Source organism: Paenibacillus sp. PAMC21692, from assembly GCF_014303795.1.
GTDB classification, from domain to species: Bacteria; Bacillota; Bacilli; order Paenibacillales; family Paenibacillaceae; genus Pristimantibacillus; species Pristimantibacillus agaridevorans.
In genome coordinates this window covers 1,571,170-1,596,973 of sequence record NZ_CP060293.1, presented here as the reverse complement: position 1 = coordinate 1,596,973, position 25,804 = coordinate 1,571,170, and the positions used below count along the sequence as shown (strand labels likewise).

Sequence of the window (25,804 nt, the reverse complement as noted above, 5' to 3'; positions counted from 1 at the left end):
CACCCGACCCTCTCTTTAGAATTAATACAGTCCATCTTCGCCGAACCGCTTGGCGATCCGGTTTGCAATGACAACGAGCACGAGGCCGACAGCGCCCTTGAACATGCCTACCGCTGTCGCAAAACTGACATCGCCTTGCTGAATCCCCTTGAAGTACACATAAGTATCAAGGACGTTGCCGGTATCCATATTAAATGGATTAAGCATCAGGAAGATCTGCTCGAAGCCCAGGTCAAGCACGTTACCCAAACGAATAATAAACATGATCACAATAACGCCGCGAATGGACGGGAGCGTAATATGCCATAGCTGCCTCCAGCGATTGGCGCCGTCGATAACGGCTGCTTCATAAAGACTCGTATTGACGCCGGCCAGCGCGGCCAGGAATATAATCGTGCCCCAACCGGATTCCTTCCAGATGATCTGCAGCGTGATAAGCGGCTTAAAGAACGCGGGATCCGTCAGAAACGGGATGGCTTCTATCCCGAACCATGAGCCCAGCACGGTGTTAATCAGACCTTCTCCCCGCAGGAATACGGTGAAAATCCCCGCTACGACGACCCATGACAAGAAGTGGGGGAGGTAAACCATCGATTGCACAAATCGCTTGTATGTGCCGTTACGCACCTCATTGAGCATGAGCGCAAGCACAATCGATACCGGAAATGCGACTAAAATTTGCAGAAGCGCGATATTGATCGTGTTCCAGAGCACTCTTACAACTTCATCATCTTCGAAAATACGGGCGAAGTGGGCAAAGCCGACCCAGTCGCTCGCCCATATCCCTGCAAACGGGTTGAAATCCTTGAATGCGATTACAAGACCGGCCATCGGAAGATAGCGGAACACAAGGAAATATAAGATGCCTGGCCATATCAGCAAATGAACGTAACGTTCCTTCCATAACCGCAGACCTATTCTTCCCCATGCGCTTCGCGACTTCGTGCTTCCCTGAACCGGGACTGTTGTTCGTATCATTACTTGCTCAGCACTCCTCGCTTTTAGAAATTTTGATCATTATTTGAACATGTATTTTACCTGTATTTTATAGCGTGTGCCTATGGCTGTCAATCCTTTTTTTTAAAATGAATGCGTTTTCGATCGCACAATTGTAAGCGAATCCAAATGACAACCTGATTCTGCCTAACCGATGTGCCTAGCGGGAACGACTTCGCCTAGGGCAACCGTTCCACCTTTCCTTCGTCATCAAGGCGCCTTAGTATGCGTCGGCAGCGTCTCCCGTAATCCGGGCGCAAATAAGCCGTGTCCCCGTCTTTTGTGCAGGAACACCGCTTATCTGTTGCTCGAATAGTTTGCGAAAAGAGAACCAGCGTCTGAAAACGGAGGTGGAAAATTGAAATGGTGATAGGTGTTACTCAAGCTGTTATTATGCTCTGTTATACGCATCATCCCATGGATTAAATACGGAACCCTGACAACGCTCAATATCTTCAACATTTCGAGTAACAACGATCAGATTATGAGTAATCGCAGTTGCTGCTATAAGGCTATCCATCGCAGGAAGTTTTACTCCGTTCTTTTCTGAAATTCCTTGTATCCTGCCCCATGTTAATACAACGTCCAGCTCGATAGGCAAAATCCTTCCTTCAAATCGTTTTTTCAGATCTTGGTTCACCCAGGTTTGCAACCGATCTGCTCGAGACTTATCACTCAATTTACTAATTCCTTTTTGTAATTCACCGAATGTGATAACGCTCAAAAATAAATTCATCTCATCACATTTTTCTATCCAAAGAAGAACACCTGGGTTAGGCTCCTTTTTGACCAATTCTGATATGACATTAGTATCCAGAAGATATTTCATAAATCTACCTCTCGCGAAGGGGCTGTACTTCTTTCCAAATCAAGTTGTAAATCATCAGAAAAAGGTGATTCTTGAAAAAAATCTGTTAGACTGGATTTCATTTGTGTGAGCCGATTATACTCTTCAATTGACAAAATGATTGCAGTGGGTTCGCCTCGTACGCTAATGATTTGAGCTCCTTCGTCCCTAGCCTTTTTAACAACGTAGCTCAATTTGTTCTTCGCCTCTTGTAGTTGCCATTGCATTATCGATCCCTCCAATAATCTAGACAGTCTAGCCATATTATAACACAGAATACATTATTATAATCGCCTTATTTTTAGAACTAAACACCCGATTTTGAAGCAATATGTAGAAATCATCAGAAGTGGCGGGCCTCCGCCTCACTGCACTTCTGCTAAAGCAGACACAAAAAAGGGTTGGACAGAAAACCTTTTGAAGCTAATGTTTTCTGTTTTCCGTTCAGTCTGAAGGATCTCGCCTGCAGGCTGTGTAATTAAGTGGTTGTCGCGATCTGATCGAGATCCATGAGACCGATGAATTCCCGGGTCGGCTGTCGTCTATATAAACGAAGGCATAAATGAACACAAACTAATTTGACGAAGAGGTGTTTTGAAGATGGCATTAACGTCCGCATTCACGAGCTTCAACCTGCCTGTAAAAAACGTAGAACAATCGAAAGCGTTCTTCACCGGACTTGGATTCGAGCTCAACCCGCAATTCCCTGAGAACGAGAATTCGGTAGCCATCGTGATTGGCGACAACCTGCAGGCCATGCTGATCAATCAAGCATTCTTTAATACGCTCACGGAGAGGGAATCCGTCGATACGAGCAAGTATGCGCAGATGACGATCGCATTGGCCTTCGAGAGTCGGGAAAAGGTCGATGAAATCGTGAATACCGCTGTCTCCTTGGGCGGAAAATTGCACGCTCAACCTGAAGATCATGGGTTCATGTATCACTGGGGCTTCGTGGACTTGGACGGCCATCTGTGGGCCATTAACTACATGAACATGGATGCGGCACAAGGTTAAGGCTAACGGATAGCACGCACGTACTAGGGTTCATAAAGAAAGACGCCGGGCATCTTCCCCGGCGTCTTCTTCGCGATGAATAGTTTTATTCATGATGGGAAAATCGACAAATCCAGCTTGCGAATGCGTGCAGTGTTGGAAATCAAATCGACCTCGGAGATCTTCCCGTTCTTGAGCGTAAATTGGAGTACGTAAAGAAGTTTTCCCTGCGGAGCGGCGATGACGCCTATAGAACCGTTCACGAGAGCCACCTGAGCCGCTTTCGCTCGTCCCGATACATGCTTGGCCAATGCTGCCGCGCCTCGAATCACTCGAACAGCTTCAAACTGTCGATCATCTCGAAGTACGACGTCTGGATCGAGCGTTGTAATCAACGTATCGAAATCGCCTGCGTACGCCGCAGAGAGGAATGCGTCGACCAGCTCGCGTTGGCGCGACAGATCGGGATTCAAATGCGAAACGTCCCCATGGACTCGACGGCGTGCCCGGCTTGCAAGTTGTCTGGTCGCCATCTCAGATTTCCCTATGATCGGGGCAATTTCGGTAAATGGCATCATAAAAATATCGTGAAGCACGAATGTAACGCGTTCCGCCGGATTCAGATTACCGAGCACAACCAGCATCGCGAGACCAACAGATTCCGCCATCAACGCTTCCTGTTCAGGATTGCCTCGAGCTTCATCGCTTACGATTGCCTCGATCAAGTATCCTTCCAACGCTTCCTCCCTTCTGGCTTTTCGTGTACGAAGCATATCAAGGCATACTCGAGAAACAACCGTTGTCAGCCAGCCTCCAAGGTTCTTGAGATCGGTGGTATCCGATCGACTTAAGCGGAACCAAGATTCTTGCACCGCATCCTCCGCTTCGCTCAACGATCCAAGCATTCGATAAGCCACCCCCTGAAGATGGGAGCGATGCGCTTCGAATTGCTCAGCCAACCAATCCTGCGTAGCACTCATCTTCCAGTCCTTCTTCCTAATGGATTTTTCCCGAACATGTCACAAACCCCAGTTTTGATCCGTCAACTTAGTGAGGGCCGATTACCGGCACCGATATTTAACAAAGGAGTGTTTCCAATGAAACCAAGAATGAACAACCCCGCCATGATTTTACCAGAAGCAAGTCAAGCCCTACAAGCGCTTGGTAAAGCCTTGTTCGGATCTGCAGCGGTTGTGGGACTCCCGAACAAGACAATGTTTCTTGCTTATCTCCGTGCGAGCCAAATTAATGGAGACAGCGTGTGCGTCGATCTCCACTCGCGCAATGCGCAAGCGGCAGGCGAAACGGCAGACCGACTTCTCGCCGTTTCGGCATGGCGTGAAACTTCCCACTTCAATGACGCGGAACGAGCAGCCCTTGCGCTCAGCGAAGCCGTTACCCGAATTAACGACAGAGCAGATTCCGTGCCTGATGAAATCTACGACGAGGCTGCCAGACATTACGAAGAACAGGCATTGGCGACTCTGATCGCAGGTATTGCAACAGCCAACCTATATAATCGCCTCAATGTCACGACCAAGCAGATTGTTGCCACTTCGGTCGCCAATTGAAGATAAAACAGGAAAAGGACGACTCCATGTAGTCGTCCTATCCCCATAGTTAGATGCCAAGAGGCCGTCTAGGCTTCACATATAAACCAAGCAAATTGTCAAAAAACTTGCCGTTACTTGTGATAAGGTTCACCGTGTTTGATCTTAAACTAAACTGCACCGTTAGCTTAATGGGCGTTGCCGGTCTAATACTTTATTTTTCAATGTCCGCGAACATTAAAGTTGGACACCAGGAAACCTTATATTATCAAGGGATTTGGGGATTTCAATAATATCATCTGCGTACATTAAAGTTTGACGCCAAGTTTTTGCCGTGGACATTAAAGTTGGAAACGACAGGTTTCACTCACCCATTGATTTCTTGAGTTAGTTTAATTCATTTTTTTGGTAATAGCCTATGTAGATTATTCCCTGACTTTTAGCCAAATGGGAGAAATATCATTAACTTTATAGACTTTTGTCCAGGTTTTGAAATGCTTTATTTGGTACCATGATTATATTATATTTTCCCTTAGGAAGTTCATTTACTACTCGACGAGTATCACTATCCTTCACAGTAATACCGATAATTACTTGACTTACACCAACACTATTAATAATACTACCAAAAAACTCCTTCATATCACTCACAACAATACTATGTTGTGCAGGCTCATCGAAAATTAATATGCCTGGATGATTCCCTGTATCTCTTATTGATGTCTGCAATAGCGCTAGAGTAAACGCCCAAATAGCTCGAATGTGATCGCTTGCCGATGAATCAAACTTCATATCGAATCCTTCTATTGCCGGCAGATAATTTTCTTTTGATATCTCTACCTGGTTTAAGTTCATGACACTTTTATATCCGAACTTTTTTATGTTATCGACAAAATATCTCTGCAGATGGTTTAACTTAATGATATCTCTTTCAGTATATTTATTGCCAGGCAAAGCTTCTTTCTTATCGAGATAATCCTTCCATCTTTCAGATAATTTTTCTAAAGTAACTTTATGGTTTGAATAAAATTCAATTAGTCTATTAAGATTACTTATTTCTGATTCAATATTTAGCCTCTTATAGACAAGTGCTTCAGAAAAGCTATCATTTGTCTGGTATATATCACTCCTTAGTGATTTAGCCAAACTCCGAAGCTTAAACAAACTCCCCTCCATAAGGTTGATACTATTTTGGAATTTTTCTATATTGCTTTCATGACTTAACTTTGCGAACTTAAGCATGTCATTTTGAGCATTTAAGTGTCTTATGTTTTCATCGATACTCATAGTCGGCATGTCTTTCGGAAGCGGTAATAATGAATCAGATATATCTTGATGGCACGTCGGACAAACATCTTTCGAAGTATAAAGATCTATTTCTGATCCAAGATCCCGGAGACGTGCAGCATCCTTATTATTACTGATGTCTGTCTCAATTATCTCTAGATTATTTTGTAATCGCCTAATACTTATATACTCAGAATCTAAAAGATCCCTTAGTTTAATGATGTCTCTTTCATATTCACGCATAGTATTCTCAGTTTCGCTGAGTTCAATCTGAAGTTCTTCAAAGTTGTCGATAATTTTGGGTTTCAAAGCAACTAGAGCATTGTATTCCTCGGATAAGTTCTCTATATAATCATCTATGTGTTCGTTGTTCTTCTGAATGATAATCTTTGAATAGTCTAAGTCAGTTAATATTTTCGGAGAAACAGGTAGTCCAGTAATTATGCAAGACTCCCTATTAACGAGTAGCGTTACATCTCTTACAATTGCATTCCACTCTTTTTTAATGTTATCCTCTTCAGAACGTAACTTGTCTTTTTTCTTTTCATTATCCAGCGTATCTAAGTTTAGTATGAATTCAATTACTCGCTTCTTTGACTCTTTTATTCCCAATATTGGAATTCCAGATAGAATATCCGCCCAACCGTGTTTTTGTTCAATAAACATCCCTGAGAATATCAATTGAAGATATAACTTCCTAACAGCATCATCGGTAGCTGGGACGAAAGGCAACTCAATATGTAAGAATGTTTCTAGGTAGTTATGAAACCCCTTTTTATTATTCGCAGAGTTAGGCAAATGAACATACATGTCTTCGGCTTGCGTCTCTGGCAGGTAAATATTTTCTAAGTTTGAATAGTATACAGTTATCAATCTACTATCCCTATTTTCCATCTTAGCTGTTCTGAAAATAGTAATAACTTCGATGCCATTCGTAATTTCTAAATATGCCCCTGATTCAAGAACAGCCAAAGCGTTTTTCCCATCCTCAATAACGGATTTAAAAGCTGCGGTAAGTACCTTCTCACCGCGTCCTCCAATAATCTCTTCGAATCCCAAGCAATAATAAATCATTGCAATAATTGAACTTTTGCCTCGAGTGTTATCATCGCTTGCAATAAGATTTAACCCCGACTCAAATCTTTCATCAAAACCAAAAACTTTATCTTTTGTCTTAATTTCTATTCTTAATCTATTTATCCTTATCATTGGTGTACCTCCAAAAAGATGTTAGCTCCTTTATTTTCTCTTCGGTTAGCTTATTAGAAAGTAAAAACAAGTACTTTTTTTCAGAACTCAACAGGTTTGGATCCTTCATAATTATCTTCATGAATTCTTTTCCCTTTTTAGCAAGACGAAACAATCCATTCTTCTGTTGTGTGAGTAGCCCCTCAGCAATCGCATATTTCACCGCTCGATTTACCGCAGGATCAAACCTTACAACCGTATAGCTATTGGTATTATTATTTGCAAATTCCCATAGTTTTTCTCTGTCGCTTGTAGTACTTAGTGCCGTAGATATCATTTGCAATTTCATTAATGAACAACCACCGCGTGCAGTAAACTCTAATATAAGAATAAGCTGTGCAATCTTGTAACTTATTCGATAATTAAATGGTACAGCATCGGGTTTAGCGTCAAAAATAATCTCATCAGTAAGTACGTAGCTTCTTTTCATATCCTCACCTACTTTTGAATTGCATTGAACAGTCCGCAAGCCAACCACTTACAAGATCATTTTTTAGGTCCATTATTGAAGCTGGAGTGAGATACTTAAACTGTTGCTCAAGTTTATTTTGAAAGTCATCAAGTATATCGTTAAATAGCTTTGAATTCATTGAGCTGTCCGTGTTCATTTTCGTTTTTATCTTGACCTGCTTTTTATAGGACTGTTCTAGCATGTATAAATCTTCATATACTTCCGAGTACGATACTCTTAAGATTCTGAGAATCTCGATTCCGTTGATGTATGATTCTATGTACATATTCACTACGTCATTAAAGTCTTCGTCCGACTCATCCACCTCACCCATAACGGCCTTAACTTTTCTTTTAATATTATCCGCCTTTTCAGAATCACATTTTGACCAATCAGGCTTTCCTGCATTAAATATAGCAAAGTTTAATTTAACGTCGGTAATTGTAGATCGAATAATACGAGTAATCTCAACTTTGAAATCCTCGGCTTGTTTGATTACTATCGCAAAGCTTTCATCAATGTAGTCATACTCTTCTGGATTTTCTCTTTTATATGCAAGTACTTCTTTTCTTTTAGTCTCGGCATGCACTATAATCCTTGAATCTTTGTATTGCGGAATAACAAAGTGCCATTCCTTAATTCTTAATACACCTAACTCCTTTAATCGCTTTCCATATTTCAAAGAAACAAGTTTATTTATGTCTTTAGTCATTTTGTTTCTTAAATGATTGTGTAATTCGTCATCTGAATACTCCCGTTCTGGGCAATAACACTGATAAACTCTCCCCGTCCTAGTAAACCCCTCGATTCCCCCATCACCACCATGGACAGCAGGAATAGGCGTGAAGTGTTCGTCTTCATATTTCATACGAAAACATGATTCGCAAAGCCTCTCCCATGCGTCACCAGTTAAGTAACTGTCGATAAAGTCTAACATTTCAAAGCACCCCGCCTAAAATTGAAATAGAGATTGAACTACTTGTGTCCGGCGTATTCTGTAAAGCGGATAAGTTAACCATAAATGTTTTAGGCGACGAATATAACTTAACCTTGGCCAATTGAACAGGTTCAATAATTTTTACAATAACCACTTCTAAATTGCCAAAGAACATTCGATTATTTACCTGAGGAGGTTCTGCTAATAAAGTCAACTAGTATTCCTCCTCCTTACATTCATTTTGTGAAATTCAATTTACACTACCATTTCCGTCATTTTTCTCCGCATACTATATATATGTATTCTAATTGTTTAGACCATTAAACGGAACATAAAATTTTACAATATTCAACCCGATTTATTCAAAAAAAAGGAGCTGTCTCAAAAGTAAGTTCGTCCGCTCGATGAGACAGCTCACTTGATGAATGAAACGTCAATAATGAAGAAAAGGCAGTGCTAGGATGTTATCCCTGCACCGCCTTTTCTGGCTTTCGGTCTATTGCTGCCTTCTTGAGCAAATTGTGGGCAAGCGAAAGCCACCCGACCTCAAGGCTTACTTTTGGCAAGCCTCGAAGCAGAAAACGCCGGAACCCTCTGTTGTTCTTCATTTGCCCAAACACGCTCTCCGAACCGCTAACGCGTATCCTTCCTCGCTTCTAAGTTTCTCGCGGGCTTGTTCCTTGTAGCGTAAATACTTCATACTTACACTGATTTCGCGATTACCTTTCGATTTTGTACAAGCTTCTTTAAGCGGACACCCGTCACAACTTTTGCTCCGATAATGCCGTTTTCTTAGCTCGTATCCACTTTCCGTTTTCTCCTTACTTTCATAACGGAACAGCAGTTTTTGTCCTGCCGCACATGTCCACGTGTCTTCGGCCTCGTCGTACTGCCAGTTGTCTAGCTTACTGATATCTTGCTTCCACTTCTTTGTTTTTTCCTTGTGGTAGGTGCTGTACTTGTAGTTTTCCTCACCACCGTATCCAGCGTCCGCAATAACCGTTTTCGGCAACTTCCCGAGCGCTGCTTAAACCTTCTCCAAGTGAGGTTTTAGGCAACGCGTATCAGTCGGACGTTGATGCAAGCTGTATCCGATAATGAACTGGTTCTCTGTCCCCATCTGTACATTGTAGCCAGGCTTAAGCTGTCCATTACGCATGTGATCTTCTTTCATCCGCATGAATGTAGCGTCATGATCGGTCTTGCTGAAGCTGTTTCGTTCACCAAGAACCTCTTGCTGGGTTTCGTATTTCTGTAGACGTGGCAACAGATCCTTACAAAGGACACGTACCTGAGGCATTAATATAAAGCAGCGGCAGCCAAGGACAAGTAAATAAAGTCCTAGACTGCCGCTGTTCTTGTTAAACTAACGTTCCCCGTTAGCTTAAAGAATAACAATAATTATGATTGGTTGAATCCTCTCTTTAAGAGACGGTCTTTTGATGACGCGAGTAGACCATTGCAGGGCGGTAATCCGGCCGCCACTGTGAACGTTCACTGGCATCTGACGCCGGATATCGACGATCCAGAGCTGGGTCGCTTGCTCTCCGCCAGCGCACCATTCTCCTGTTGTCCGGAGACCAATAAGGAACGGAATGCTCCGCCCCAAGCCCTCGTGTAAGTTGAAAATGAAGACCGCTCTGCGGCCGATACAGCCAAATGTCGAACGTTCCGTTACGGTCCGACGTGTAGGCAATCCATCCTTGATCAAAATGATGAGGAACAGCTATCACGGTTAACATCCTCTCCTGATGCATCTTAAAGGCGCTAATTAGGCGACAGTCCCAGAGGGACCGTTTGCCGTCACGTGGCTGCAAGGAAAAAGGCTGCCATTCGCACGGCAGCCTTGTTTCATTTATTTTGCTTCTTTTTTGGACCCGGCGGATTCGCTTTTGCCTGCATTCCCCTGCGATTTGGCAGGTTTGTTCGGCTGCTTCTCCGCTTTCTTCGGAGATTGTTTTTTCTCTTGACCCGGCTTTACGTATTCATTGTCATTGTCGTCAACCGCTGTCTCGGCTGTTTCGATTGTCTCGGTGCTTTCCGCGTATCCATCCGTAGAAGCCGCCGTCTCTTGGCTAACCGGAGCCGTTGCCGCGACTTCTTTCTTCTCGCTAAGCTTCGTCAGTTTCTTCTCCAGTTTAGCAAAGGATTTCGTAATATTTTTCAGCAAGGAGCTTTGCGCCTGCGGATTTTTTACTTTCTCCAGCGCGGCGGTCAATGCCACGATATTATGCTGCAGAGAGTTCTTCACATTGTCTGCTTGGACAGGCTCCACGCCCTCTTCAGCTTCCGAGCCGGCCTGGTCCTCTTCTTGTAAGGCTCCTTCTTCTGCTGCCGTTTCAGTCGCATCTCCTTCAACGGTCGTTTCTGTTGTTGCCGGATCCGTGAAGGATGCGGCCGTTTCGATCGCTTGCTGCTGTTGGGACAGCGATAGCAGGAACGCTTCCTCCGCCGCTTCGAAGCTTCCTTCCTCGAGCAGAACAGCCATTTCGGCTAACCGTTCTTGAGCAAATTGAGCAAGCAGAATCGCTTCTTCCATATCGTTTGAAGCATATTCAAGCTGAATACGTTCATAGACCATTTTGACGAAATAGAAGAAATCACCCGGCAGAAGAGAAGGCGTTTTCTGTTCGGTTTCTGTTGTGCTTGTTGCGCTTGTTGTGCTTGTAGTCGCGGCTGCATCAGATGTAACGGTTGGCTGCGTTCCCGCCTCATCCGCCCATGCCGAGCCTGTCCCAATAGAAAGCGCGAGCATGCTCGCGATCGTGCCTTTGGCTATTAATCCCTTGTAATTCATATGATCATCCATCCCATCTTGTTGGCTTGTGCGCTGCAGCGGCATTTAATTTAAGTATACGGATGGATGAATGTTTTTCAGGGGGTCGCTAACCAAACCTCGTCACCGAGGCGAATTTTTCCCGTCTTAACGACGGAGGCGTATACGCCGAAATGCAGGTCCAATTCGTCCTTTACTTTTTGGAGCACCTTCTTGTTCGTCTCCAGCGTATCCGGGTCGATCGTGATGAGACTGCAGCGCTCGCAATAGCTGTCCACCTGCATGCGTTACTGTTACTTCACCTTTAATGCCCTCAAGCTTTTCCTATTTATGTAAACGAAGGAAGAGTGACTTTGTTGCGTTTGTTGTAGAGATAACGTTCCCCGATAGCACAACGAATTTACTAAATTGAAAACACTACTTGCATAACGACATATGTCGCTATACAATTATTGTTAGAGGTGAATGGCATGGACAAAGAGATTTTGAAAGGCAGCATCGACATCCTTCTGCTCTCCATCATCGCACGCAAGGATACATACGGCTACGAGATTGTCCAACAGTTGAAGGAATCAAGCCGAGATTCGTACCAGATGAGCCAAGGGACGCTCTATCCTGCGCTAAGACGGCTCGAAAACAAAGGATTACTTCGTTCCTATTGGACCGACAACGAAGCAAGCGGCCGGAGGAAATTCTACGCGCTCACGGAAACCGGAAGTGCGGAGTTGACCGAGAAGCTGGCTGCTTGGGATCAAGTACACGCGCTTATTCAATCTTGCAGAAAGGCGGGTTTCGCATGAATTCCTTTGAAGAGTATTTAAACAAAATCCTTCAAAAAGTTGACGCATCGGCTGAAACTAAACGGGAGTTGTACGAAGAGTTTCTCGATCATCTGGAGCAATTACGGAGGAGCTATGTCACCGATGGTGTGCAAGATGCGCATGCGATTAAGTTGGCAATCGCCGATTTCGGCGAATCGGGGCTTGTGGGAGGCTTGATTAACAAGTCGGTATTACCGTATCGAAAATGGCTGTTAGCCTTGTCGTGGTTCGTCTTCACGTCTTATTCGCTAATCATTGTTTACCAACTACTCTTGAGCCAATCGCGACTTATACTACGCCACACGGAACTGCCTAATCCCAACTTTATTCCTTTTCAAACCATTCTGATGTACGCCAACCGTTACCAGAGTTACAACTTCGATACTTGGTTCTTTAATCTCTTCGGCAACGTTCTGCTATTCGTTCCACTTGGTTTCCTGCTACCGATTCTATTCGCTAAGGCACGGCGTTTCTCGATGAGCATCGTCTGGACGATGCTGGCCAGCCTAACCATCGAACTGACCCAGCTAGGTGCGCGTCTCGGCTCTTTTGACGTAGATGATCTCGTTTTGAACGTACTCGGTGGGGCAATTGGATACGCAGTATGGATAATGGCTGATGTGGGTTGGCGGACTACTTTGCATAAGCTTCGCCCAGCGATAAAGTAAATGTGCTGTACGATTCGAAATAAAAGAGCAGGAATGCACGCATTCCTGCTCTTTGCATTTTACCGAATTAAACGAATTTCACTTCACTCTCGCATTTATGCTCGCCGTACCACCCACGCTAAACTGCCCGTTAGCTCAATGAAGCGGCGCAGTCTAATACTTTATTTTCTCAGTCTACAACTTTATTTTCCGAGTCTAATACTTTATTTTCTTTGAACACCAACACTTTAATTTTTTTAATCATTACTCAACCGTAACACTCTTCGCCAAATTCCGCGGCTTATCCACGTCATGCCCCAAAGCCAGCGACGCGTAATAAGACAGCAACTGCAGCGGCACTACAGCCAGAGCTGGCGACAAAATCGGCAGCGTCTTCGGTATCGAGAATACTTCGTCGACAGACTTCGCGACCTCGTCTTCGAAGCCGCTGTTCGCGACCGCAAGCACGTGGGCGCCGCGCGCCTTCACTTCCTTTATGTTGCTAAGCGTCTTCTCGTATAGCGACTCTTGCGTCACCAGAGCGATGACCGGTACGCCGTCTTCGATCAGCGCGAGCGTGCCATGCTTCAGTTCGCCGGCGGCGTAAGCCTCGGAATGGATATACGAGATCTCCTTCAGCTTGAGCGAACCTTCCTGAGCGACAGCGTAGTCGACGCCGCGGCCGATAAAGAACAGGCTCTTGTGATGAGCCATGGACTCGGCGACTTGCTTGAGTACCGGGGCTTGCTCCAAAATGCTCTCGACTTGCTCAGGCAGCGCATGCAAACCTGCGATAATCTCCTCTACAGCGGCTTGCTCCTGCGTACCCGCCACGCGAGCCAGATGCAGGCCCAGCAGGTAGAATGCGATCAACTGCGACGTGTATGCCTTTGTCGATGCGACCGCGATCTCCGGTCCCGCCCAAGTCGTAATGACATCGTTCGCCTCGCGGGCGACGGAGCTGCCAACCACGTTCGTGATCGCGAGCACGCGAGCGCCGTTCTTCTGCGCTTCGCGCAGAGCGGCCAGTGTGTCGGCCGTCTCGCCGGATTGGCTGACGACGATGACGAGCGTATCTGGCGTAATAATGGGCGAGCGGTAACGGTATTCCGAAGCGACGTCGTTCTCGACCGGAATGCGAGCCAGCGTCTCGATGACCGATTTGCCCACCAAGCCTGCGTGATACGCCGTACCGCAAGCGACGATATGAATTTTGCGGATGGAGCGGATATAATCATCCGTCATCGACAATTCTTTTAGATGGACGGACTTGCCGTCATCCGCGATTCTGCCGAGCATCGTGTCGCGGTAAGCTTTCGGCTGCTCGTAGATTTCTTTCAGCATAAAGTGATCGAATCCGGCTTTCTCCGCAGTTACCAGATCCCAATCGACATGGAATATTTCCTTGGAAATAGTATCGCCATCCGTCGTCATCAGTTCGACACCATTACGTGTCAGAACAGCCATTTCGCCGTCGTTCAGAATATACACATTGCGCGTATGCTCCAAAATGGCGGGAATGTCCGAACCGATGAAGTTCTCGCCTTCGCCGATGCCGATAACGAGCGGACTGGCGAAGCGTACGGCTACAAGCCGCTCCGGTTCGTATTCCGTCAATACGCCAAGCGCGAACGCGCCGCGCATCCGTTTTACCGCGCGTTGTACAGCCTCGACAATGTTGCCGTCGTATTCGTCAGCCACCAGATGGGAGATGACCTCCGTGTCCGTCTCCGATACGAACACATGCCCTTTGGCGATGAGCTCATCCTTCAGATCCAGATAATTCTCGACAATGCCGTTGTGTACGACCGAAAATTTCAAAGAATTGTCCGTATGCGGATGGGAGTTTACGTCAGACGGCTTGCCATGCGTTGCCCAACGCGTATGCCCGATGCCGACGGAGCCTTCCAGCGGCTCTCCCTTCAGCTTATCCTCCAGCATGGCGAGACGGCCCTTCGACTTCTTGATCTCCAGCCCTTTGTCCGTAAACACGGCGATGCCTGCCGAGTCGTAACCCCGGTACTCCAGCTTCTTTAGACCCTCGAGCAAGATTTCCTGCGACCCGCGATTACCAATATATCCTACAATTCCACACATATGAATAGACCTCCGTTAACGGTATATTTCCCCGTCCAGACGGATGCCAACCAAGGCGGCACAGGCAAATTATGAAGTTGTCTTATGATTTCCTCAAAGTAAGCATATTCCAAGAGAAGGTCGCCATCCCGAATTTCGAATCCGGCCATGCACCTTATCACGATCTCTATGATTACGAAAAAATAAGTGCGACAAAACCAACCCCATTGCCCGCGCCTTCCTCACAGGAGGCACCCCTGGACACTCGGGAGCGAATTTTTCATTCTGCTGCAGCCCGCCGTACGTTTGTCGGATTGGTCGCCCAATCGTTTTGCGTATCGGCTTTCGGTTGGCCGCTATATACCGGAAGGTCCCCGCCGAAATTTCGAACACCTTCACCTCGTCAGCTTTCCGTATGAAGCTTCGTCCACGCTCTCAATCTAAGTCAGCAAGTACATCAGCCTTCATCACGCAAGCTCTGGCGCTTATCAATCTGGAGTAACCTCTGCCCTCTCTTTCCTTCTTGAATGGAAGCCTACGTCTTATCATATTCATTTTATCCTGCCCGCGCAACCATTTTCTGAAAATGACGAGAAACGAACGGCGCAGCCGGCAATGAATATCCGTAACGGAAATTCGCTGCCGCTGTGTCAACCGCATCCATCGACAACTTTCGATATGTTTAGCCTAGCGCGCTCTTTACCACGTTGGCAATCTGGTCGACGTAAGCCTCTACTTGCTCCTTGTCCGGGCCTTCCGCCATCACGCGGATCAACGATTCCGTGCCCGATGGACGGACGAGTACACGGCCATTGTCGCCGAGCTCATCCTCGACTTGTTTTACGGCAGCCAAAATAGCTTCGTTGCCGTTGTACAAGCTCTTGTCCGCGACGCGAACGTTTACGAGCTTCTGCGGGTACTTTCGCATCAGACCCTTCAGTTCGCTCAGCTTCTTGCCCGATGCCGCCAGCGTATCCACCAGCTGCAGCGCGGTCAGAATGCCGTCGCCTGTCGTAATATGGTCGAGGAAGATGACATGGCCGGATTGCTCTCCGCCCAAGTTATAGCCGCCGCGGCGCATCTCTTCCATAACGTAGCGGTCGCCTACAGCCGTCTGCGCCGTCTTAAGGCCGATGCTCTCGGCTCCCTTAAAGAAGCCGATGTTCGCCATCACCGTCGTCACGACCGTGTCATGGGCCAGCTTGCCCTCGCGCTTAAGGCGATCGCCGATAATGCACAGGATGAAGTCGCCGTCTACTTCTTCGCCTTTGTCGTCAATCGCGATCAGCCGGTCGGCGTCGCCGTCGAAGCTCAAGCCGAGATCGGCGCCAAGCTCCAGCACTTTCTCGCGTAAGTATTCGGGATGAGTCGAGCCGACGCCTGCGTTAATATTGCGGCCATCCGGCTCCGCACCGACCGTCGTAATATCCGCTCCAAGCTCGCGGAATACGGCAGGGGCAAGCTCGTATGCCGATCCGTTCGCGCAGTCAAGCACGATCTTAAGGCCGCCAAAGCCCCCTTCGATCGTCGTTTTCAAATAGTCCAGGTAACGCTTCTTCGCGCCTTCGTCCGTCGTCAACGTACCGATTTCTACGCCCACGGGGCGAGGAAGTTCGTCTTGCTCCGCGTCGATCAGCGCTTCGATTTCCAGCTCCGTCTCGTCGGACAGCTTGAAGCCGTCTCCCGCAAAAAACTTGATGCCGTTATCTTCAACCGGATTATGCGATGCGGAGATCATGACCCCTGCGTCGGCCTCCAGTTCCTTTGTCAAATAAGCAACCGCCGGCGTCGACACGACGCCAAGCCGGACGACGTTCGCTCCGATCGACAGCAAGCCCGCGATCAATGCGGACTCCAGCATTGGTCCGGAGATTCGCGTATCGAGGCCAATGACAACCTTCGGCTGCCCCGTTGCCGTTCTCGTTAACACATAACCGCCGCAGCGGCCAATCTTGTATGCCAGCTCTGGCGTTAATTCTCTATTGGCGACGCCGCGAACGCCGTCGGTTCCGAAATATTTCCCCATATTTCCTGTTCTCCTTTAAGTACAATAATGGTGCATTCCTGATACGAATACGCAGCAAGCGCCTAGACGGTGACAAAAACGTCGAGAATCGCTCCTCTATGACATCCGCATGCTTGGTTATTTATGTGGTCAATGAGCGCGTGCCGGTATTCCTGCCATCCCCGCCACTTGTTCCGCCTTCTTCAGCCGTTTCATTGCCGCTGCCGCCGCTATTATTGGTATTCTCTTCTCCGGGATCCGGCGTCTCGGTCGGCGTACCGCCAACTTCGATATCCTCCGGCGGTTCGGTCTCGCCGCCGCCGGACGGCGCCGACTCGTCCACGATCTCGATGGACGCCGTCAAGGGTTGTCCATCGTTTAATACAGCCTCAATATACGGAGGCAGCTCCAACTCCAGCGGTACGGTATGAACGCCCGGAGCGAGTCCTTCTACGTTGGCGGTGATGACGACATCCGTTTCCTTTACGTCCGCCAGCACGGCTTCCGCACCGGATAGCTGCAGACTCATCCGTCCGCTCTCCGGCGTACGCATTACAGCCTTCATTCCGGCTGGCGCGCCGACTACCGATATCCTCAAATTGTCGAGCGTGCGCGTCGCCGTCCTCTCCACGACTACGTCAAGCTCGATTTCGCCAGGAGACACGGCTTGAATGCCGTCGATCGGCGTTGCCTTCACCTTCATCTTGCCGGATTCCTTTACCTTGCTGAGATCCAGCACCGCGCCGTCATAAACCTGGATCGTATCCAGCTTGTCCTGCTGGGCGTAGACCGTAATATTTTCTATTGTCGGTCTCACGGACACCAGACTGAGGTTGTCGTCCAGCGTGCCGCTGTAACGAATTTGCAGCGGCACCTGCTTAAATGGCAGCGTAATCGGCACTTCCGCATGTATCGTGCTTGGCGTGACGAACGCTCCCGTAATCTCGACTCCCTCGGAGTCGTATACGACCACCTTGGCCTTCTTGTTGGAGACGGTTTTATCCTCATCCTGCACGTTCAGCGTGACGGCAACGACGCCGACCCGCTCCATGTCATCCTTCGGCAATGTCACTTCGACCGCGCTTCCATTCTCTGTTAATATCGAAGGCGTACCCATCACGTAACCTTCTGCCGGCTCTCCCTCCGTAATGATCTGCACGTCGAACGACTTGGTGACGATCTCCTCGATCTGCACGACGACAGTACGCGGAGAGAGCTGGACCTCCTTGATGCCCCGCGGAAGCTTGACTGCCAATGGCAGCTCCTGCGGTCCCGGCTTCGCATTGGTCAGGTCGACGCTCACGACATAATCGTCGGTGGATGCCGCCATCAGTTTGCTGATGCTGCCCTCCACGACGAGCTTCGTGACGGTCGGCTCCATAGCGGTCATGACATACTTCGATTGATCCAGCCCCGCAGGCACAATGGTCGCCGCTTCGATCACTTTCGTATCGACGCTGGAAGCCGTCGTCTGCGGCGATGTCTGGGGATCGATATGTACCATTGCAAACAGAATGAGCCCCAGCACGACGGATACGATCTTTAGTGCCGTCGGATGATTTAGCCACTTATCCATCCTCTATACCCCCTTCCGCTTCCAGAACGGGGACTTGGCGGCTCCGCCGCTGTCCTTGCCCCGGCCGCTCGCCTTGGGAGTCAGCTCCTCAAAGAGCTTCGAGATGAGCGATTCTTCGTTAATGTCCCTAACGATCATGCCGTTTAGCGACAGCGTAACCTGTCCCGTCTCTTCGGACACGACAACCGCGAGCGCATCGCTCACTTCGGACACGCCGATGGCGGCGCGATGACGCGTACCCAGCTCCTTGCTGATGAAGGGATTTTCCGAGAGCGGCAAGTAACAGGCCGCAGCCATCAGCTGATTGCCGCGAAGGATAACGGCCCCGTCATGGAGCGGCGTATTCGGCGTGAAAATATTAATAAGCAGCTCCGAAGTAATCTTTGACTCCATCGCAATGCCGGATTCGATCATCTCGCTGAGACCCGTCTGCCGTTCGAAGACGATCAGCGCGCCGATCTTGCGCTTCGCCATATGCTGCACGGCACGGATAATTTCGTCGATCTGCTCGCTGAGCGCGGTCTTCTCTGGACTGTTGGAACGCGAGAACAGATTGCCCCTCCCAAGCTGCTCCAACGCGCGCCGAAGCTCCGGCTGGAACAATATAATTATGGTCACGATCCCGAGCGTGAACATCTGATTCATGAGCCACTTAAGCGTATAGAGATTGAGCCAGGTACTAATCGCCCAAGTCGCGATAAGCATAAAGATGCCCTTGAGCAACTGCACGGCGCGCGTTCCCCGAACCAGCAGAATCAATTTATAGATAATAAAGCTCACGATGCCTACATCGATTATATCCTTGAGCCAATCCTGCCATGTAGAATCCGTAAAGTAGTTCAAGCGTTCACCCCCGACTGCTGCCTGAAATTGCGTATATCTCTATTATCGCATTTCAACTGTATGTTTTTCTACTTTTGGCATGGGAATTCCTCTAAATTTGAAAAAAAAGCTTCCCTCCGGGAGGGAAGCCGTAGTTAATGAGTTGTTGCAGCGCCATTAAATGTCGATATGACCCTGTACCAGAACCAATCCAACGCTTGGTCGATCGTGCGGCTTTGACCGGCAATATGGCCCGTCGATGCCAGAACCATGGAGCCGTCGATCACCGTAACATCGCCGCTGACGGTGCCTTGCACCTCGAGCTGGCCGTTCTCCACGGTCAAATTGCCGATTAACGAGACGCCCTCCGGTACGATGACGGTATTGCCATTGATGACAACATGCTGCAGATCCTCGCCTGCGACAATCAACTTGGAGTCCTGTTGCCAGGTCGCGAACATGCTGGTGAACATAACCAACAGGAACACCGCGGCAGCGGTCAGTCCAGGATAACGATAGATCATGCGGACGAAGCGGTTCCTCTTCTTGGTCTTGCCCTTCGGCAACGAAGACATGATGCGGTTCTTGAGAGCCTGCGAAGCTTGCGCATCATAACCCGAGACGGAAGCGTGGCTTCCTTCTAGAGCCAGGAATGCCGCAGCATCGGTCTTCTCCAGCTGTTCGAAGCGAGTGTGGCAATCCGGACAAGCAAGTATATGCTCGTGCAGGGCGCCCTTCTCTTCGCGCGGAAGCTCGCCGTCCAGATATTCGTGAATTTTGACGATGGCGACTTTGCATTCCATAGCAGCCAGTCCTTTCTTCTTGCTGTGTTCATAATCTCGGTATAGGATACGTATCATCCCGAGGGATGTTTCAAAAATATTTTTAATGTTGTTCAAAAAATCCGCTTTTGATCACGAAGTATGCCACGGAGCCTACTCGACATCGAATATTGAATTCAGGCGAAACTTCCGTTGCTCACGTAGCTTCCACTACGCTCCGCTACTCAGTTTCTACCTTCATTCAATCTTCTCGGTGCTGAAAACCGAATTTATTGAACTCGTAATTTTAATAAAAGCTCACAGTCGATGTTCCAGCTTCTTGCGAAGAAACTCACGTCCGCGGTGGACACGAGTTTTGATCGTCGTAACGGGCATGCCCAGAATGTCGCCAACTTCCTGCAGGGATAAGTCCTGTATGTATCTCAGCATCATGACGGACTTGTACTTGGGCGGCAGCGTCTCCATAGCCTGATGGATAATTCGCTGCGTATCCGACAGAACAACCTCGGACTCCGGCGTGCGATTGTCGCTCGGGATCATGGAATACCCGTCAAGTCCCTCGTACTCGCTGGACTCCGCGTCCAGGGAATAAGTCGGCTTGCGCTTGCGCAGCCTGTCGATGCATAAATTTGTCGCAATTCGGTAGATCCATGTCGAGAATTTAAGCGTTTCGTCGAACCGATCCAGATTCTTATACACGCGAAGGAACGTCTCCTGGACGACATCCTCGGCCTCTTGACGATTGCTAAGCATTCGGTACGCCATATGGAAAAGCTTATCCTGATACAGCTCCACAAGCTCTTCGAAAGCTTGCTGGTCGCCCTTCAGCGCCAACCTCGCAAGCTGGTTCTCCAGCACATTCACCTTGTCTATTCCTCCAAACTTCCGGTCCGCCCGGGGTTTCGCCGACCTTCAAGCCGACGACGTCCAGACTTCATACGCCGCGTCAATAACCCGCCAACACGCGCTCCTTCAAAAATGGTAATCCACCTGCTCCAAAAAAGCAAGCGATGTCGCCAATTATGCTGTTCTCGAGCCCAAAAATTAACGAGGCGGACCTAGGAAGAAGACAAGGAAGTTTTTATTAACGCTCCAGCCAGCACCCGGCAGAAAGCAGAAAGCAAGCCGCACCCCGGGGTACGGCTCGCCTCGCTGACATGCTTCGTGATTAAAGCGGACACTTTTGGATGGAACTACCTCTTACAAGGAGTTTGTTTTCAATTTTTCCAGAACCTCTAGAATAGTCGACGTTGGGATAGCAAATCCGATCCCCTGCGCCTCGGCGTTTACCGCCGTGTTGATACCGATGACCTCGCCCCGTTCATTGAGCAACGGACCGCCGGAGTTGCCGGGATTGATCGAAGCGTCCGTCTGCAGCAGATGCTCGTAGACATGCTCGCCTTGCTCACCCTGGATCGTTATGGGACGTTCCTTGGCGCTTAACACGCCTGTCGTCAGCGTATGATCGAAGCCGTACGGGTTGCCAATCGCTAGCACCCAGTCGCCAATGGCTGTCTCGTCGGAGTTGCCCAGCGTCAGAGCGGGGAAGGAGCCGCCTCCGGGGTTCACCACCTTCAGCACCGCCAGATCGAGCTCATAGCTTGCGCCCAGCACCTGAGCCGTTAGCGGCTCGTCGTAGCCTTCTACCGTCACCTTCACCTCGGAAGCGCCGGCAATAACATGCTCGTTCGTGAGAATGTAGCCTTCTTTGTCGAAGAAAAAGCCTGTCCCGGAGCCAGACAGCTGGAGCTCGCCAGTGCCGGTGTTGCCATCCTGAGTCCCGCTTTGACCGCGCGATCCCTCCTGTCCCTGTCCGCTTCCTCCTCTGCCGCCCATGCCGCCGAAGAACTCCTGGAACAAAGAATCGTTCAACCTGCGCGATTGCTGCTGCACCTCTGTGTAGTTCTCGATCTTCACTACCGCAGGGCTCGCTTGCTCGTATACGGATGCAATATTTTCATTCGGGTTCAGAGAGGCCGTGGATAAACCCGCATCTTGCCCGGCATAACCTCCCGCCGCTTGCCCGGCCGCCGATTGGCCCGCCGTTACGCCTCCCGTAAACAGATTGGCACGATCGGCCGCGTAGGACAGACCGCCAACCATAATCGCGCCAGCCAGAAAGGCCGCCATCATCGGCAAGGCCGGATTCATCTTCATTTTTTTCTTCGAGCTTTTCGAGCTCTTCGCGCTTCGAATTTCATTATAATAAGCTTCGAATTGCGGTGCCGCGTGAGTCACTGTCGCTTGAACCGTCGTTTTGTGCTCGCTTGACTCTGTTCCTTCTGACCTTGCCTGCCTCGACTCATAGCTGCTTTCATACCTGCTTGACGCTGTATCGTTATCCTTATTGGTGCTATGTTCAACATTGACATCGACTTTCGATTCCGGGCTATTGCCCGTCTCGCCCTGTGCTTGTCCGCTTTTGTAAGTATCCCATTCTCTCATATGTGTATCCCTCCCATGTCAGATTGACTGAGCTGCTAACGTCTTATCCGATAGCTCTATCATGAGGGATGTTCCTTAAACCAATCTTAACCCAGCCTAAATGCTACCTAAAATGATTTCCTGCTCTTGCTTCGCGAAAACAAGAGAGAACTTGTACTTTCTAATCGTGAACAAAATCACCTGATGGTGATTCAAAAACCTAAAACGTCCCGTCACACAATGCCTATCGGACATAAATTCGGACACAGACGGCCTTATTGGCATCATCAGAGCGCCAAGCGGCTCCATAACGACAAAGTCACGTCGTTCCTGTCCTTTAGATTGGGGAGAGATCAAGAAACGGACAAATAGCGTCGATGGTGTCTGTTAGATTTTTCCGATGTCCGTTAGATTTCAATCTTTTTTACAACTCTGGGAGTCGCAACATTTCTCGTACAACAAAAAAACCAGCCGCGACAGAAGTCGCGGCCGGCTGGTCTGGTGTCTATAAGATAAATCTTGCCTAGCAAGCACGAATCGGGTATTAGCCCGTATTCCGAAGGCCGGCTGCAATGCCGTTAATGGTTAGCAGCACCTCGCGGAGCAGCTCGGGATCATCCTCATCGTTAGCTCGCAGATCGCGAAGCTCCGACAGCAATTGCACTTGCATGTAGCTGAGCGGATCCACGTACGGATTGCGCAGACGAATGGATTCCTGGATGACCGGTACGTTGTCCAAAATCTCGTCTTGTCCCGTAATCTGCAAAATCAGCGTCGAAGTCAGATTGTATTCCGATTCGATCTGCGAGAAGATCCGATCGCGAACGGTTTGATCCTTGATCATGAGCGAATATTCCTTCGCGATAAGCAGATCCGCTTTGGCCAGCGCCATCTGCAGATTGTCGATCAGCGAACGGAAGAACGGGAACTGCTCGTACATCGTTCTCAGTGTGGCGAGCTTCGACTCGTCGCCGCCCGCGTACGTTTGGAGCGCCGTACCGGCCGCATACCATGCAGGCAGCAAGTAACGGCTCTGCGTCCATGCAAAAACCCAAGGGATCGCGCGCAGATCTTCGAAGCGGTCGCTGTTCTTCCGCTTGGACGGACGGGAGCCGATGTTCAGCTCGCCAACCTCAGGAAGCGGCGTAGACTCCTTGAAGAAGGTCAGGAAGTCCGGATCGCGGAAGATCAGATCCTGATACTTGTTAAGCGCCGTATCGGAAATGGAGCGAGCAATGGAATCCCACTCGGCTTCCGCCTCTGCTTCCTGTTGCGGATACTTCGCCAGACGCGCCGCCGTAACAAGCGCCCATGTCGCTTGCTCCAGGCTGCGGTAAGCGATGCCCTTCATGAAGTAGCGGGAAGACAGCACCTCGCCTTGCTCCGTGATCTTGATGCCCCCGCCGATCGTATGCGGCGGCTGAGCCAAAATGCTGCGGTTCAGCGGCATGCCTCCGCGGCCAAGCGCGCCTCCGCGGCCGTGGAAGAACTTCAGCTTGACGCCATAAGCTTTGCCCGCGGCTGTAATTTCCTTAAGCGCCACGCGCAATTCCCAGTTCGCCGTCACGACTCCGCCGTCCTTGTTGCTGTCGGAGTAGCCCAGCATGATCTCATGCACGTTGTCTCTTGCTTCGATCGCCTTGCGGTATATCGGAAGCTCGAACAGTTCCTTCATGATAGCAGGGGCGGCATTGAGATCGTCGATCGTCTCGAAGAGCGGGACGGACTGCAGCGTGCAGCGAACCGTACCGTCGGCTTCCTGACGGAACAGACCGACTTCCTTCGCGAACACCGCAACCTCAAGAATATCGCTGGCAGCCTCTGTCATACTGATCAAATAACTGGAGATGCAGCCTTCGCCGAACTCCTGTTGAGCGCGGTAGATGGTATGGTAGACATCCAAGCATTCTTGCGTCGACTCCGAATAATCCAGATGACCGGAAGTCAGCGGACGAGGATCGTTAAGCAGCTTATGCAGCAGCTCCGTCTTCTCCTCCTCGGAGAGCGATGCGTAGTCCGATACGATATGCATCTTGGACAAAATCTCGGACATCGCGTTCTCATGTTCCTTGCTGTGCTGACGAACGTCCAGCGCCATCAGGTGGAAGCCGAACAGCTCCACTTGGCGCAAAAGCGTAGCCAGATCGGTATCCGCAACGTAATCCGCATAGTGGTTGCGCAAGCTGCGGTCAATGACAAGCAGATCTTCTCGCAGTTCTTCCGGATGGTTGTAACGCATAGGCGAGCCCTTAAGCGCTTCGTCCCGGGTATTCGCGAGCTTTTCCAACATGAAGCCTAACTTGATGCGGTAAGGCTCCTTCGCGTTGCGCCACAGATCGACGCACTTGAGCTCTACATGTTCGCGGTCGCTGCGGATGGAATCCTTGAGCTCCTCCGACACCTCGACCAGATTCGTGCTAAAGCTGAGCAGATCCATCAGACTATGAATCTTCTCTTCGTACTTGCTGATCGCCAGCTGGCGATGCAGCTGAAGCGTCTCCCAGGTCACCTTGGCTTTGACGGACGGATTGCCGTCGCGGTCGCCGCCGATCCAGGATCCGAATCGGAGATAAGCCGGCACATGCCAATGCTCCTCCGGGTAGTACTTGGTCAGGCAGCGCTCAAGCTCCTCGTATACGCTTGGCAGCACCTCGAACAAGGTTTCGTCGAAGTAATACAGTCCGTTACGCACCTCGTCAATAACGGTAGGCTTGCGGTCGCGGAGCTCGTCGGTCTGCCAAAGGATAAGCACTTCGTTAAGCAGCTTCTCCTTGAGCTTCTCGCGCTCGCGGTACGTCAGCGTCGGATTGTCGAGCTGCATCACGTCTTCGGCAATACGCTTGTGGATGTCCAGCACCACTCTGCGAGTCGCTTCCGTAGGGTGAGCCGTCATGACAAGCTCCAGGGAAATGCCGCTCAGAATGTCCTGTACGTCGCCAACCTCAATGTTGCGTTCCTTTAAATCCTGGATAGCGCTCTCGATGGAGCCGCGCTGAACCGCTTCGCCAGCGGACACTTCATAATCCCGCTTCCGTCTAATCCGGTGGTTTTGCTCCGCGATGTTAACCAACTGGAAGTAAATCGCGAAGGCCCGGATAACTTGGTGGCGAATCTCCGGACTTAACGAAGAAACCTTCGTTTTGAATTGTTCGAACAGCTCCGGCACGAATTCCGCGCGAAGCGCCTTGCTCTGTTCCCGAATTTGTTCGACGATGTCCAGCAGTTCGCGGCCGCCTTGATGCACTAGCACCTCGCCAAGAATATTGCCCAGGAAGCGCACGTCCCGTCTGAGCAAATTGTTCGTGCTTGTTCGACTAGCCGACGTCGTTGATACAGATTGTTCCGACATACCGTTCCTCCTACAAGTCTGTGCAGCAAACCCACTCCGAAAGCATCAGCCCTGCTACGCGCACATGCCTAATTCTATCGTAAGGTTACTCTCAGTTAATATGGCGTAATCACTCCTACCATCATACTACAAAATACCCTTCCATTGAAGCCCTGAACCACAATCCAATCATGACAAGGAGCCGCTATCCCGCTCTGGGAGCGGATTTTTTTCT

The 25,804-nt window shown here is 49.2% G+C and carries 23 protein-coding genes and 1 pseudogene; 4 read left to right on the top strand and 20 right to left on the bottom strand.

The genetic code is table 11. The annotated features are described in order from the left end of the window. Window positions 1–21: 21 nt before the first annotated feature. The 3 genes from H7F31_RS06535 to H7F31_RS06525 form a co-directional block, all read right to left on the bottom strand. Window positions 22–978, bottom strand: a complete 957-nt coding sequence (locus H7F31_RS06535; protein ID WP_187103469.1) for an ABC transporter permease — start codon at window positions 976–978, stop codon at window positions 22–24. Window positions 979–1,387: 409 nt separating this feature from the next. Continuing rightward, window positions 1,388–1,825 (bottom strand): type II toxin-antitoxin system VapC family toxin, encoded by a 438-nt coding sequence (locus H7F31_RS06530; RefSeq protein WP_187103468.1) that lies wholly within the window; start codon window positions 1,823–1,825, stop codon window positions 1,388–1,390. Next, window positions 1,822–2,070: a type II toxin-antitoxin system Phd/YefM family antitoxin gene (locus tag H7F31_RS06525; protein ID WP_261800326.1), complete on the bottom strand. Its 249-nt coding sequence runs from the start codon at window positions 2,068–2,070 to the stop codon at window positions 1,822–1,824. Before H7F31_RS06525 ends, H7F31_RS06530 begins: the two co-directional genes overlap by 4 nt. A 373-nt stretch (window positions 2,071–2,443) precedes the next feature. Here H7F31_RS06525 and H7F31_RS06520 point away from each other — a divergent pair, with 373 nt between their 5' ends. Then, window positions 2,444–2,860 carry a VOC family protein gene (locus H7F31_RS06520; protein ID WP_187103465.1) on the top strand — a complete coding sequence of 139 codons (417 nt, stop codon included), beginning with the start codon at window positions 2,444–2,446 and terminating at the stop codon, window positions 2,858–2,860. An 89-nt stretch (window positions 2,861–2,949) separates the two neighbouring features. Here H7F31_RS06520 and H7F31_RS06515 read toward each other — a convergent pair whose 3' ends face one another. Continuing rightward, a complete protein-coding gene (locus tag H7F31_RS06515; RefSeq protein ID WP_187103464.1) occupies window positions 2,950–3,819 on the bottom strand; it encodes a sigma-70 family RNA polymerase sigma factor in 870 nt (289 codons plus the stop codon). Between the two features lie 117 nt (window positions 3,820–3,936). Between H7F31_RS06515 and H7F31_RS06510 the strand changes: the two genes are divergently transcribed. After that, complete coding sequence (locus tag H7F31_RS06510; protein ID WP_187103463.1) at window positions 3,937–4,410, top strand: carboxymuconolactone decarboxylase family protein; 474 nt, start codon at window positions 3,937–3,939, stop codon at window positions 4,408–4,410. 447 nt (window positions 4,411–4,857) lie between these two features. On the opposite strand, the gene H7F31_RS06505 is transcribed toward H7F31_RS06510, so the two are convergent. The 8 genes and pseudogenes from H7F31_RS06505 to H7F31_RS06465 form a co-directional block, all read right to left on the bottom strand. Next, complete coding sequence (locus tag H7F31_RS06505) at window positions 4,858–6,885, bottom strand: hypothetical protein (RefSeq protein WP_187103462.1); 2,028 nt, start codon at window positions 6,883–6,885, stop codon at window positions 4,858–4,860. Continuing rightward, window positions 6,869–7,354, bottom strand: coding sequence for a hypothetical protein (locus H7F31_RS06500; RefSeq protein ID WP_187103461.1), 486 nt, complete (start codon window positions 7,352–7,354; stop codon window positions 6,869–6,871). The genes H7F31_RS06505 and H7F31_RS06500 overlap by 17 nt, the downstream gene beginning before the upstream one ends. Before the next feature lie 4 nt (window positions 7,355–7,358). Next, window positions 7,359–8,312 carry a hypothetical protein gene (locus H7F31_RS06495; protein ID WP_187103460.1) on the bottom strand — a complete coding sequence of 318 codons (954 nt, stop codon included), beginning with the start codon at window positions 8,310–8,312 and terminating at the stop codon, window positions 7,359–7,361. A 1-nt stretch (window position 8,313) separates the two neighbouring features. Beyond that, a complete protein-coding gene (locus tag H7F31_RS06490; protein ID WP_187103459.1) occupies window positions 8,314–8,526 on the bottom strand; it encodes a hypothetical protein in 213 nt (70 codons plus the stop codon). Between the two features lie 250 nt (window positions 8,527–8,776). Continuing rightward, window positions 8,777–9,324 (bottom strand): annotated as a pseudogene (locus tag H7F31_RS06480) (transposase). A gap of 412 nt (window positions 9,325–9,736) precedes the next feature. Beyond that, window positions 9,737–10,045, bottom strand: a complete 309-nt coding sequence (locus H7F31_RS06475) for a TolB family protein (RefSeq protein WP_222622741.1) — start codon at window positions 10,043–10,045, stop codon at window positions 9,737–9,739. 122 nt (window positions 10,046–10,167) lie between these two features. Then, entirely contained in the window at window positions 10,168–11,109 is a 942-nt protein-coding gene (locus tag H7F31_RS06470) for a DUF5667 domain-containing protein (RefSeq protein ID WP_187103456.1), read from the bottom strand. A 77-nt stretch (window positions 11,110–11,186) separates the two neighbouring features. Continuing rightward, window positions 11,187–11,372: an MOSC domain-containing protein gene (locus H7F31_RS06465; RefSeq protein WP_187103455.1), complete on the bottom strand. Its 186-nt coding sequence runs from the start codon at window positions 11,370–11,372 to the stop codon at window positions 11,187–11,189. Between the two features lie 186 nt (window positions 11,373–11,558). Between H7F31_RS06465 and H7F31_RS06460 the strand changes: the two genes are divergently transcribed. Further along, a complete protein-coding gene (locus H7F31_RS06460; RefSeq protein WP_187103454.1) occupies window positions 11,559–11,888 on the top strand; it encodes a PadR family transcriptional regulator in 330 nt (109 codons plus the stop codon). Continuing rightward, window positions 11,885–12,577: a VanZ family protein gene (locus tag H7F31_RS06455; protein WP_187103453.1), complete on the top strand. Its 693-nt coding sequence runs from the start codon at window positions 11,885–11,887 to the stop codon at window positions 12,575–12,577. The genes H7F31_RS06460 and H7F31_RS06455 overlap by 4 nt, the downstream gene beginning before the upstream one ends. Window positions 12,578–12,820: 243 nt before the next feature. On the opposite strand, the gene glmS is transcribed toward H7F31_RS06455, so the two are convergent. The 8 genes from glmS to ppc form a co-directional block, all read right to left on the bottom strand. Beyond that, window positions 12,821–14,653, bottom strand: a complete 1,833-nt coding sequence (gene glmS / locus H7F31_RS06450) for a glutamine--fructose-6-phosphate transaminase (isomerizing) (RefSeq protein ID WP_187103452.1) — start codon at window positions 14,651–14,653, stop codon at window positions 12,821–12,823. Window positions 14,654–15,314: 661 nt separating this feature from the next. Beyond that, on the bottom strand, window positions 15,315–16,658 hold the full coding sequence (gene glmM / locus H7F31_RS06445; protein ID WP_187103451.1) for a phosphoglucosamine mutase: 1,344 nt from the start codon (window positions 16,656–16,658) through the stop codon (window positions 15,315–15,317). Between the two features lie 121 nt (window positions 16,659–16,779). After that, window positions 16,780–18,213 (bottom strand): CdaR family protein, encoded by a 1,434-nt coding sequence (locus tag H7F31_RS06440; RefSeq protein WP_187103450.1) that lies wholly within the window; start codon window positions 18,211–18,213, stop codon window positions 16,780–16,782. 3 nt (window positions 18,214–18,216) lie between these two features. Then, window positions 18,217–19,056: a diadenylate cyclase CdaA gene (gene cdaA / locus H7F31_RS06435; protein ID WP_087570669.1), complete on the bottom strand. Its 840-nt coding sequence runs from the start codon at window positions 19,054–19,056 to the stop codon at window positions 18,217–18,219. A 134-nt stretch (window positions 19,057–19,190) separates the two neighbouring features. Beyond that, window positions 19,191–19,838, bottom strand: a complete 648-nt coding sequence (locus H7F31_RS06430; protein ID WP_187103449.1) for a zf-HC2 domain-containing protein — start codon at window positions 19,836–19,838, stop codon at window positions 19,191–19,193. A gap of 276 nt (window positions 19,839–20,114) precedes the next feature. Further along, window positions 20,115–20,681 (bottom strand): RNA polymerase sigma factor SigW, encoded by a 567-nt coding sequence (gene sigW / locus H7F31_RS06425; protein ID WP_087570670.1) that lies wholly within the window; start codon window positions 20,679–20,681, stop codon window positions 20,115–20,117. A 336-nt stretch (window positions 20,682–21,017) separates the two neighbouring features. Then, the gene (locus H7F31_RS06420; RefSeq protein WP_187103448.1) at window positions 21,018–22,262 is read right to left on the bottom strand and encodes a S1C family serine protease; all 1,245 of its coding nucleotides are present in this window, start codon (window positions 22,260–22,262) and stop codon (window positions 21,018–21,020) included. 523 nt (window positions 22,263–22,785) lie between these two features. Continuing rightward, window positions 22,786–25,590, bottom strand: a complete 2,805-nt coding sequence (gene ppc, locus H7F31_RS06415) for a phosphoenolpyruvate carboxylase (RefSeq protein WP_187103447.1) — start codon at window positions 25,588–25,590, stop codon at window positions 22,786–22,788. Window positions 25,591–25,804: the final 214 nt, after the last annotated feature.